The 12,562-nt window shown below is 39.2% G+C and carries 6 protein-coding genes and 1 riboswitch; of the genes, 3 read left to right on the forward strand and 3 right to left on the reverse strand.

Annotated features, from left to right (window positions below; all coding sequences use genetic code 11):
- The first annotated feature begins 40 nt into the window (after positions 1-40).
- Positions 41-2,308, forward strand: a complete 2,268-nt coding sequence (locus BM143_RS19115; RefSeq protein ID WP_090026448.1) for an aconitate hydratase — start codon at positions 41-43, stop codon at positions 2,306-2,308.
- Positions 2,309-2,358: 50 nt separating this feature from the next.
- Here the strand turns inward: BM143_RS19115 and BM143_RS19120 are convergent, their stop codons facing one another.
- Together BM143_RS19120 and BM143_RS19125 are read right to left on the reverse strand one after the other, a co-directional pair.
- Positions 2,359-3,042: a LytR/AlgR family response regulator transcription factor gene (locus tag BM143_RS19120; RefSeq protein ID WP_090026450.1), complete on the reverse strand. Its 684-nt coding sequence runs from the start codon at positions 3,040-3,042 to the stop codon at positions 2,359-2,361.
- Complete coding sequence (locus BM143_RS19125; RefSeq protein ID WP_090026452.1) at positions 3,029-4,045, reverse strand: sensor histidine kinase; 1,017 nt, start codon at positions 4,043-4,045, stop codon at positions 3,029-3,031. The genes BM143_RS19120 and BM143_RS19125 overlap by 14 nt, the downstream gene beginning before the upstream one ends.
- A gap of 161 nt (positions 4,046-4,206) precedes the next feature.
- Here BM143_RS19125 and BM143_RS19130 point away from each other — a divergent pair, with 161 nt between their 5' ends.
- Positions 4,207-6,327, forward strand: coding sequence for an outer membrane beta-barrel family protein (locus tag BM143_RS19130; protein ID WP_090026455.1), 2,121 nt, complete (start codon positions 4,207-4,209; stop codon positions 6,325-6,327).
- A gap of 496 nt (positions 6,328-6,823) precedes the next feature.
- Here the strand turns inward: BM143_RS19130 and BM143_RS19135 are convergent, their stop codons facing one another.
- Positions 6,824-9,568, reverse strand: a complete 2,745-nt coding sequence (locus tag BM143_RS19135) for a TonB-dependent receptor plug domain-containing protein (RefSeq protein ID WP_090026457.1) — start codon at positions 9,566-9,568, stop codon at positions 6,824-6,826.
- A gap of 538 nt (positions 9,569-10,106) precedes the next feature.
- Positions 10,107-10,205, reverse strand: a riboswitch (SAM-I-IV-variant riboswitch).
- A 122-nt stretch (positions 10,206-10,327) separates the two neighbouring features.
- Here BM143_RS19135 and BM143_RS19140 point away from each other — a divergent pair.
- A complete protein-coding gene (locus BM143_RS19140) occupies positions 10,328-12,541 on the forward strand; it encodes an outer membrane beta-barrel protein (protein WP_090026459.1) in 2,214 nt (737 codons plus the stop codon).
- The last annotated feature ends 21 nt before the right edge of the window (positions 12,542-12,562 follow it).

A 12,562-nucleotide genomic window follows, 5' to 3' on the forward strand; every position in this document is an offset into this window, starting at 1 on the left:
CGGGAAAGTATATTTAAAAAGAGAAAAATTAAATTAAGATATGACTTTTGATATTGATATGATCAAAAAAGTGTACGAGCGTTACCCGGAAAGAATTGCTTCGGCAAGACAAATCGTGGGAAAACCTCTTACCCTTTCAGAAAAAATCCTTTACACCCATCTTTGGGAAGGAAATGCCACATCAGCGCATGAAAGAGGAAACTCTTATGTAGATTTCGCACCGGACAGAGTAGCCATGCAGGATGCCACCGCACAGATGGCACTTTTACAGTTTATGCAGGCTGGAAAGGCTAAAGTAGCGGTACCTTCAACAGCTCACGCGGATCACCTGATCCAGGCAAGAGTAGGTGCAGAAGCAGATTTACAGGAAGGTATCAACAAAAACTCGGAGGTTTTCAACTTTCTGAGCTCTGTTTGTGATAAATATGGAATTGGTTTCTGGAAGCCGGGAGCCGGTATCATTCACCAGGTGGTCCTTGAAAATTATGCATTCCCGGGAGGAATGATGATCGGTACCGACTCTCACACGGTAAATGCGGGAGGTTTAGGAATGGTGGCCATTGGTGTAGGAGGTGCAGATGCAGTAGACGTTATGGCCGGAATGGCGTGGGAACTAAAAATGCCAAAACTTATCGGGGTAAAATTAACCGGTAAAATGAGCGGATGGACGTCTGCCAAAGACGTTATCCTAAAAGTGGCAGGAATTCTAACCGTAAAAGGTGGAACAGGATGCATCGTAGAATATTTCGGAGAAGGAGCAGAATCTCTTTCAGCAACAGGTAAAGGAACCATCTGTAACATGGGTGCTGAAATTGGAGCGACCACTTCTACTTTCGGATACGATGATTCCATGAGAAGATATCTGGCAGCAACAGGAAGACAGGATGTAGTAGATGCCGCTAATAAAATTGCAGAACACTTAACGGGTGATGCTGAAGTATACGCCAACCCTGAACAATATTTTGATCAGGTAATCGAGATCAACCTTTCTGAGCTTACGCCACACTTAAATGGACCTTTCACTCCGGACTTAGCGACACCAGTCGCTGAATTCAGAGCTAAAGCTGAAGCGAACGGATGGCCAATAGAGGTAGAATGGGCATTGATCGGTTCTTGTACCAATTCTTCGTATGAAGATTTATCAAGAGCTGCTTCTATCGTAGAAGATGCCGTAGCCAAAGGGGTTAAACCTAAAGCAATCCTTGGGATCAACCCGGGTTCTGAGCAGGTGAAATTCACAGCAGAAAGAGACGGATTCTTAAATTCTTTCAGAAAATTTGAGAATACGAGAATCTTTACGAACGCTTGTGGGCCTTGTATCGGACAGTGGGACAGAGAAGGCGCTGATAAAGGGGAGAAAAACTCGATTATCCACTCTTTCAACAGAAACTTTGCAAAAAGAGCTGACGGCAACCCGAATACCCATGCTTTTGTAGCTTCCCCGGAAATGGTAGCAGCAGTAGCGATTTCAGGAAGACTAGACTTTAACCCGATTACAGACACATTAACAGCCGAAAACGGTGAGCAGGTGAAACTGGATGAGCCTAAAGGTTCTGAATTGCCACCAAGAGGATTCGCTGTAGATGATAACGGATATCAGGCACCCTCTGAGGACGGTTCTTCAGTTGTGGTAAATGTAAGTCCTACTTCAGACAGACTTCAGCTATTGGAAGAATTCCCGGCCTGGGATGGTAAAAACATCGAAGGAGCCAAGGTATTGATCAAAGCTTTCGGAAAATGTACAACTGACCACATTTCTATGGCGGGACCATGGTTGAAATACAGAGGTCACCTTGACAATATTTCAAACAATATGTTGATTGGAGCTGTTAATGCTTACAACATGGAAACGAACCACGTTAAAAGTGAAATAACGGGTGAATATGGTGAAGTTCCGGCCGTACAGAGAGCTTATAAAGCCGCTGGAATTCCTACCATCGTTGTGGGAGATCAGAACTACGGGGAAGGTTCTTCAAGAGAGCACGCAGCTATGGAGCCGAGACACCTTGGTGTAAAAGCGGTATTGGTAAAATCATTTGCGAGAATCCATGAAACCAACCTTAAAAAACAAGGGATGTTGGGAATCACTTTCGCTAATGAGGCTGATTATGACAAAATCCAGGAAGATGACACGGTTAACTTCTTAGATCTAGATCAGTTTGCTCCGGGAAAACAGCTGACGTTAGAATTCGTTCATGCTGACGGAACTAAAGACATTATCATGGCCAACCATACGTATAATGATCAGCAGATTGATTGGTTTAAGGCAGGTTCTGCACTTAACCTGATTAAGAGACAGGAAAATTAATTGTTAGATTTAATTAATCATAGAAAAGCGGCTTCTAAGGAAGCCGCTTTTCATTTTATCTTACTCAGAAGATGGCTCCGATAGCTTTCTCCGATCGGAATTTCCTGTTCAGAGACTAAAACAATCTTCTTGATCCCAATATTTTTAGTTTGATCCAGATTCACGATGAATGACTTATGAACGCGGACAAATCTTTCAGAAAGCTGGGTTTCCAGAGATTTAAGTGTATCCAAAACAATATATTCCTCATTTGAAGTTTTAATGTTCACATAATCTTTGATGCTTTCGATATACAGAATATCATTAAAGCTGATGCGATGCTGCTGCCCGGAAGATTTCACAAAAAAATAGTATTCTTCATTATTTTCAGAAAAGGAGAAACGCTCCTGTGCCTTCACTGCGCTTTTATAGAAACGTTCAAAAGAAACCGGTTTCAGAAGATAATCAATAATATTGTGCTCATACCCCTCCAGTGCGTATTCGGAATAGGCTGTTGTCAAAATATATTTTTTCTTTTCCCCAACAATTTTCATGAAATTAATTCCTGAAAGTTCAGGCATCTGAATATCCAGAAAAATAAGATCCGCTTCATTATTTTGTATATATTCCAATGCCAGAATAGGATTCTCCGCAGAGAAAACCAGTTCTAAAAAAGGAATTTTCCGGACATAATTTTCCAGCAGGGATATCGCCAGCGGTTCGTCGTCTACAATGATGCATTTAATCGTTTTCATAAGGGAAAATAATTCTTAAATCTACAATAAATTCGGATTCCAGGTCTTTTATATAGAGCTCGTGCTTCTTCGGATACAGAATTTCCAGTCTTTTTTTCACATTATCGATCCCGATTCCGGATGCGGTATCTTTGACTTTCTGGTTTTTATAATTGTGAAGGTAAAAATGAAGAACTTTATTGTCATCCGACACTTTTAATACAAAACCTTTATCCCGGAAATCCCCATGTTTAAAAGCATTTTCCACAAACGGGACCAACAGCATGGGTGAAATATTGATTTTAGGATGATTGATGTTCTTTTCAATAATCAAGAGTTCAGGATTTTTGATTCTGAGCTTTTCCAAACCAATTAAACTTTCAATATAGCCTATTTCCTTATCCAGACTGATGACATCTTTCTCAAGATCTTTGGTGCTGTACCTCAGCAGTTCACTCAGTTTTTCAATAGCGGGAAGTGCTTTATCCGAATTCTGATACACCAGAGAATAGATGTTATTTAAAGAATTAAAAATAAAATGAGGATTGATCTGCGTTTTCAATGCCTGAAGCTGAGCATGCTTTCTTTCTTCAACAAGCCTGTTACGCTCTTCTTCAACTTTAAAATAATACTTAAAGAACCACAGGTTGGTACTCACGAAAACCGTTAAGCTCGAATAGTAAATATTGTCGTAAAAATAATACAAAAACGTTGTTCCTTCTGCATAATTTCTAAAACCTGTCAGCGCAGGAAGCAACAGTTCTTCCATTGAATATCTGAAAAGAACAAAAACAAATACACCCACAAAAAAAACGACGATCATCATATAGAATCTATTCGGATTGAAAAACCGTGGCGCGATGAAAAAATAATTAACGTAAAAACCAAGAAAATTGGCTAGAAAGATGGTTACATCCAAAACATCAAGACCAGATTTACTGTACACTGCCCTGGAAAGGAGGCCGTTAAAAATAATCAACAGCCAATAAAAAACGTGCAGGAGGAGAACTTGTTTTTGCTTCATGCCCAAATTTAAGCTTCATACGTTTTAAATTCCTACACATTTCCGACGAAACCCGTTTTTTTTCCGATGAAAATATTTTGAGCGGATTAATCTGTGCTGAAATCTAAACGCCATTTCATAAAAAAAAGTTTGAAAATACCTTTGGGCCAAGATTTTAAACTATGAAACTGAAATATATCCTTATCAGCACCCTTTTATCAGCAGCGCTATCTGCACAGGTTCAAAAAGACAGCATTAAACATGTGGAACAGATCAATCTTTTGGTCAAGAAAAAACTTATTGAAAGAAAAGCAGACCGTCTTATCTTTAATGTAGAAGCATCGATAGCTTCCCAGGGAATGGACGCAACGGAAACCCTTGCCAATGTTCCTATGCTGAAAGTAGATGAAAACATGGGCTCTATTTCAATTACCGGAAAAAGCAGCGTAAACGTAATGATCAACGGAAGAATGCTGAATCTTTCAGGAAATGCTCTTTTGAATTATCTGAAATCCATCCGTTCAGAGAACATTTCCAAAATAGAAGTGATCACAACGCCTCCTTCAAAATACGAAGCCCAGGGCAACAGCGGACTCATTAATATTATCCTGAAAAAGAATCCGAATTTAGGGTTCAGCGGAAATATCAACTCGAACCTCATCCAGAGAAGTTATTCCGGCTTCAGTTCCAATGGTTCGCTTAATTATCAGACCGAAAAATTCAGCAGCAGCCTGAAACTGACGTATTATGATTCAGCCAAGCGTACCGACGAAAATTACAATATTATCGGAGCTTCCCAAAACTACAGCAACTCCATCCGAAGAGACATGTGGAAGGAACTTACGCCAACCCTTAATATGTCTTATAAAATCAGTAAAAACGCTGAGATTGGAATGGAGTACATCTATGCGCATCAAAAATCCGGGATGGACATCGTCAATACCACAAAAAATATTGATACTAGTCTTAATGAGGAAAACCTTTTAACCAATACTTTTCACCGGGAAAAACTTCCAACTCATACCTTAAGCGCCTATTATGACCTTAAGCTTGATACATTGGGGAAGAAACTGAGCATTGCAGGAAATTTTTACAAGAACAATTCGGATACGGAAGTGAATTTTTCTACCCTTACCCTTTCTGATCATTCTGTTCAGGATGTAAAAACAACGTCTCTGATCTCGCCACAGATCTTTTCTGCTCAGGCAGATCTGGAACTTCCTTTCTCTTTCGGAACCATTGAAACCGGAGTGAAGTTTAATCAGTTTAAAAACAGTTCGGACATTCGGTATTTTAATCTGAATGGCGGACAATATGTTCCGGATCTTTCAAGAGCTAACCTATTCACCTATCAGGAAGAAAATTATGCCGGATATTTCAGTTATGCCAAAACATTCGGGGAGCACTGGGAAACCAAAGCAGGTGTTCGTTATGAACATACCAATGCAGAAAGTTTTACACCCTCTTCCAATTCAGAAAACAAATACAATTACGGACAATGGTTTCCATCTGCGTACATTTCGTATAAAAAAGATAAAAATGTATTCAGTTTTTCCTATTCCAGAAGGATCAACCGCCCGAGTATGGGAAATCTTAATCCGTTTCGCTGGTACTCCAATCCCTATTCTTATTCTTCAGGAAATCCCTTGCTGACACCGGCTTACATCAATAACTGGGAATTGGGATATACCTTCAATAATAAATTCTCAACCAGTGTGTATTATCTGAGAATGAAGAATGCATTCGGTCAAATCTCTACCATTGATGATATTTCACAGATTTCAACCTATCTGAACTATTACAACAATAATTCTTGGGGTCTTAATGCTTCTTATACGGATACTTTTTTCAAGTTCTGGGAAACCAGCATCGCGATGAATGCCACGCTTCAGAATTCATCTGTATTCAATATTGATGCGGAAACTCAGAAAGGCAGTTCATTCGGCTATTACATCAGCAATACATTTACTTTAAACAAAAACAAGACGCTTGTATTCTTCCTGAATTACAGCCACAGCTTTGCTTATAAAAACGTGAATTCCTATTTCCATGCTTTCCCGGAAATGGCTTCAGGACTAAAGATTTCACTCATGGAAAAGAAACTTCAGATCAATGCAACGGTGACCAATATTTTTGCCCAGAGATACCGAGGGGAATTGTATTTCTCTGATAATACGCAATACATGAATAACTACTGGGACGGCAGAAGCTTCAGATTAAGTGTTAATTATACTTTTGGAAGCAGTAAAAAGAAAATCAGTAAGAAGAACATCAAATTTGAGGAAAAAGAAAGAGCAGAGTAATTGTTTTTGCTGCCTCAATTTCAAAATTTTAGGAGTAAGATAAATGCAATCAAACCTTATAGGTTTTAAAAACCTATAAGGTTTCGTTGTCTAAAATATACATTTTGATTTTTTAAAACTACAAAACAGGGTTTATAATAATGGGCTCTCGCAGATTTGGCTGATGGAACAGATTTCCATTTCACGCTTTTTTAAACATTAAGATCAATGAAGGATGAAAGGTCAGTTAAGAAAAAATCAAATGATTTTTTAAGTTGCACGTCTTAAAGCGAAGCTAAAAACTTAATATTCTTAAAAGCTTAACAGAATCTTAATGGTTTGATTTTTTTTCTCACAGATGATGAAAAATCTGCATCATCTGAAAAATCTGCGTGAAATTTTAAAGTGATGTGATCTCTATCCATTCCCACGTTTTGCAATTAGTACTTTTTGTTATTCGCTCAAACAAAAAAACAGAGAATGGTTCTCTGTTTTTTGCTTTTATCTTTATCTGTTTTTAAAATTTAAATTCTACCCTCGCGAAAACAAAACGTCCACCTATCCCGTATTGCGAAACCTGTCTGGAATACACAAACTGATTATCCGCCGTCAATGAATTGATATTTGGGCTTTTGGAAGGCATTACATTAAATATATTATTACTTCCAACTGTGGCTGAAATGTTTTTGTTGAAATCATAGCCTACGGAAAGATCGGTCACAAAACGGTCATTTAAAATGAAGTGTTCTCTGTTTTCGGTAACGCCGTCAAAATTGGCATCCAGGACATCCGCATCTGTCACTTTTCCAAAGTAGGAGTTTCTGAGAGCAACCGTAAGCGCGGAAAATTTCAGGGTATTGGCCAGCGTCGCTTTGATGCGGGGAACAGCTTCTTCAAAATAGACTCTATTGGGCTCAGAAAAATAATTATTAATCTGGCTTACCAATTTCGGCGAAGCATGAATATCTCCCACTCTTCTGGTCTGATTTAGGTTAAGTCCTAAATTGTTTTCCAAAGCTATTCCCTCTGATATCTTTGTGTTCTGGGAAACCGTGATATCCAGTCCTTTGGTCTGGGAATCTACTGCATTGGCAAAGAAATTCGCCGCACTGGCTCTCGCAAGATCAAAGGCTCCCTGAAGAACTGCCTGGTCTGATCCCGGGGTAAAGCTTCCGGACGGACGGAAAAACAGATCCGTAAGTACCACTCTATCCTTAATCTTTATCAGATAAGCATCCGCTGTAAATACCAAACTTAAAGAAGGAATCTTCCAGGTAATTCCCGTACTGTAAGACTGTGACGTTTCCTGTTTCAGTTTCGGGATTCCTAAGGCCTGAGCTGCTTCGGAATTGTTTCTGAAAGTACCCACCTGCGTGGTCTGTCCCTGTTGGATCAGGGTAGAGGTAGAACTGTAGTAAATCTGTGCTAAAGAAGGCGCTCTGAATCCTGTGGAAACCGCTCCTCTCCAGTTGAAGTTTTTAGCCAGCTTTACATTGGTAGCCAATTTATAATTAAAGGTAGAACCGAAGTCTGAATAATTTTCAAAACGTACCGCTCCTTCCAATAACCACCAATCCGTTGGTTCAATCTCAACATCAGCATAGGCCGCTAAACTGTTCCGGCTTCCTGAAACGGCATTATCCGGGCTGAAACCTGGAAATACCTGAGAACCGGCAGGTCTTGTAGCTCCAAAGAAGTCGGATACCTTTTCATTGTCAGGGGTAGCAGCGGTCACTACACGACCAAAAATATCATAGGAGACGTAAGAATTTTCATTTCCTGCATTCACTTTATAATTTTCATAGCGGTATTCTCCTCCGAAAGCCACATTTAAGCCATGAAGTACGTCATATTTTTTTGAGAGATCCAGATTCAGGGTATTTTGTGAAAATTCAGATCCTCCTGCTTTAAAGGTTCTCGGTGAATTGTCGCCCAGAGAGGCATTAAATGTATTGACCACCCCAAAATTAAAAACATTCTTTCCGAAAGTATTGCTCAAATCTACATTCCAGCCGTTCCATTTTCCTTTGATTCCTCCGGCTAAGGAATAATCATTCACATTAGCTTCAATTTGCGGCAAATATCCATTGGGCGTAACGGCATTGATGTTTCTTTCTGTATTTGGAAGACGGAAAAATCCTCCTGCATTTCCCAAACGGTAGCTGTAGCCTCCAAAGGAATACACTTTCCAGTCTTCATTCACCGGAATTTCAGAGTTGAAAAAAAGCTGCCCTGATTGTAATTTAGATTGTCCCGCTCTCAGACTGAAATCTTTTCTTTCCAGACCTCTGTAATTAAGCTCCTGATCTGTAAAATCTTTTCCTAACAAGCCCTGCAATGCGGTAATACTGTTGGCTCCCGATATCTGATTTTTAAAATCCTGTGAAAAATAATCGACCTGCGACGCATACTGCTTGACCGTATTGATAATTTGCTGGCTGTTGGATGTATTGTTAATATTCTTATACAGTCCGTCGATATTCACTCCGCTCTGCAATGCTCTGTAATTAATCGCGTTATAGGCATTAAAAATATCCCCCTGACGTACACCCGCCCTTGAATACGGATCGCGGTACTGTACAGAACCTGTTACATTAATAAAGCCTTTCTCCCCAATTTTTGCTCCATAGTTCAGATCTGCAGAAATGGTCTGTCCGTCTATCCCTCCGGAAAAATTTTTGGCAACGGATGAAGCATATCCTCCCAGGAAAACCTGTCCTGAAAGTCCAAGTCTTTTTTTAAGTCCTAAATTCACAACACCTGCGATGGCATCAGAACCGTATTGTGCAGAAGCTCCGTCCCTTAAGACTTCAATTTTTTCCAGTGCAAACGCAGGAATTGCATTAAGGTCTGTTCCTACCGAACCTCTTCCGGGAGTTAGAGTAACATTGATGAGAGAAGACTGGTACCTCCTTTTTCCATTAAGCAGGACCAGAACCTGATCCGGGCCAAGTCCTCTGAGAAGGGCCGGATCTACAAAATCGGTTCCATCATTCACGGTATGTGAAGTGGATGAGAATGAAGGCACCACATAGTTGAGGGCCTGACTGATATTGTTAACCGGACTTTGTCTTAAAATCTTTGAGATATTGATGATATCTACCGGTACCGGAGTATCTGTAAGAGACCTTCCTGATCCTCTTGATCCCAGGATCACTACATCATCGATCTTTTTGGATGAGGTGGAATCCGACTGTCCAAAGTAAAATGCTGATATAAATGCTGCCGAAGCTATGATTGTTTTTTTCTCGAAATTGCGCATGTGTTTTCTATTTTTTTATTACTGATTGTTGGTTTGATTTCAGGCCATAGTTTTCCTGCAACCTCTATTTCAGGTCGCTCTATAAAGCCGGAATATTTAAATTATTTTTTAGAGAAGTCTGGGATCATATGCAAAACTTGGAAGGAGAAAATGATTTTTAACGCAAAGTTTCATCTTGTTAACGTTTAGCTCTGAGGAAGGCAAAGAATGTGACTGCGTCACTGATGAAGCTATCGGTTTACAACACTTGCTTAATCGAATCAATGAAATTGATTCCGCCTTTGCTTCACTTTATCAATACAATAATTAATTTCTTTGCGTCAAAAAAAGCTTATCTCTTACACAGGTTTTGAAGTTGATCCAAAGTCTAGAAACAACAACACATACGCATGTGGAAATGGTATGAAAAAAGGTCAGAATAATGAAGCGGTACTTCATGATCTGAGAAACGAAAATTTAAATTGGTCTTGTGGTTTCCCTTGTCTTTAAACATTGATTTTATTTTTAAAACAAAAATGTCAAGATGGGGAGAAAATAGAGAATAAACATTTTTTCCGGGCATACCGGCTTATCTATTTTAGCACCTTGCTTGTTTTTGCAGGTTGCTATCCCATCTATGAGATTCTTGATAATTACCTGGCAAAGATATAATTATTTCGGAAATAAAAAAATAATTGCTTAAAAATTTAACTTTTCGCAAATTTTGCCGTAACAAATTACTCTTTTTTACGTCTAACTGGAGAGTAGGAAAAAAACATTATGAAAAAAACTATATTAACTTTATCTCTGTTGGGATCTTTTTTCGCCTATTCACAGGAGAAGGCCAACAGCGGTACGGAGAAGGAGAAGCAAATTGAAGGTGTAGTAATCACCAAAACTAAAAAAGCCGTTGAACAGAAAGCAGACCGTACTATTTTCGATTTTTCGGAACAGCCACAGCTAAATAACGGTAACGTTCTGGAGGGAATAAAAAAACTTCCGGGATTGGTTTCTACCGATATTGCAGGAATGATGTATCAGGGGAAAATTCTGGATGTGTATCTGAACGGAAGACCTTTAAATATCACTTCCAATGAATTGAATTCTTTCCTTGAAGGAATGCCTGCCAATTCGGTAGACAGAATTGAAGTGATCACGCAGCCGGGTGCCGAATATCCTGCCACTTCGGGAGGTGCCATCATGAATATCATTACGAATAAAAATGCCAATAAATATTTAACGGCAACGTATTCCGGAAACTACTCTTTTACGAATTACGATAAATTCAGAAGCAGAACCACCCATTCCCTGAACCTGAATGCCAGAAATAAACTGTTCGGATGGCAGCTGAATGTAGGCCAGAATTACCGTGAAAGTATGCTGAATACCATGCAGGATGTATTGTTGAACAGTAATACAGACCGAATCGGCCGCGGATATTTTGCCAAATCAGGAATGACTTTTGACCTTGGGAACGACAGGCTATTGCTAAACTACGATATCTATCATAATAATAATGACAATTATACTGCGAGTAATGGTCTTGCAGAAATTTTTGATAAAGAAAAAGATAAATTCAGAGAAGCGGATTTTAATGCTTTTGATGCTGCCCGAACCAATAATCTACGACAGGAAGCTGTTGCTACCTATCAAAAACGTTTTAGCGATAAGTCTCAAAAACTGGATTTCCAGTTTGGTTATACAAAATCTGACAGTAAGTTTGCCCAGGATAATTTCTTCCAAAGAGGTAATTTTACAGATGATGGTCAAACGTTCAATAATCCTGGCGCCAATGATATCCTTAACAATAAATCGGATATGAGGGTTGCCAATTTCAAGATCGATTATTCACAGCCTATTAAACTTCTGGACGGTGGAAAGGTAAGTGCCGGTGGATTATACGAAAGACAAGATTTTGAAACAGAAAGCAAAGGACTTAAAAACCTTGAATATCAGAGACAGACTGCTTCTACCTATCTTGAGCTTCAGGCTAAACTGAAAAAATTTGATTTCACCTTAGGGGCACGTGCTGAAAATTATGATATTTCCGGAATAGCCAGAAAGGACAGTGCCGGTCTTGTGGTACAGAAAGATCTGAGAACGTTCAATAAGTTTAAGATTTTCCCTAATGCAAGTGTACAGTATAATCTGATGAATCAGGTATATATTGCGGCCAACTATAATAAGAAGATCAGCTTACCAAGCATCTCTGCCCTGAATCCCAATAACGTAACGTTTTCGGGTCCTAACACGCAGATAAATGGTAACCCCAATCTTCAGCCTACTATTTTTGACAATTACGAGTTAAAAATCTCTGCTTTTGATTATGCATTTATCGGATACAGTGTAAGTTCTGCGAAGGATCAGGTCGCACAGATCATTATGAAAGATGGTAAAAATCTTTACAATCAGCAGGTGAATATTTCCAATATGAGAATTCACAACTTCAATGTCGGACTTCCGGTTCCGTTTATGATCTTCAGCAAACCGATCAGTGAAATTATGAAGTTTGATTTCAATCCGGACAAAATTAACTTTATGTATCTGTATGCAGGCTATCAGAAACATGAAATTGACAACCTCAACAATAAAGGTTTCTGGATTTTTAATGTAATGGCTCAGTTGATCCTTCCCAAAGGCATAAAAATGACGGCCAATTACAGTTATCTGACTCCTAAAGCCGGTTATTTCTACTTTACGGCAGAAAAGCCATTTAACAATAATGTGGACATTACTTTAACGAAGAAATTCCTGAACAACAAACTGACTCTTTCTGTTTTCGCTAATGATATTTTCAACGGACAGGTGATGCAGGTACGTTCTAACCCGCCAGCAGGCGATGCTGTAATATTGAGAAGTAAATATGACACAAGAAATTTCGGACTGTCTATTAACTACAAAATTCCGACAAAGAATAAGCTGGCAAAAGAAGATGCCAGTATCTTAAACAGTACTAAAAAAGAAGATTCGGGTGTCATGCAGGCTCCCCAGTAACTTATCCAAATAAAATGAGGC

This window comes from Chryseobacterium oleae, from assembly GCF_900115055.1.
In the GTDB taxonomy this organism is placed as follows: domain Bacteria; phylum Bacteroidota; class Bacteroidia; order Flavobacteriales; family Weeksellaceae; genus Chryseobacterium; species Chryseobacterium oleae.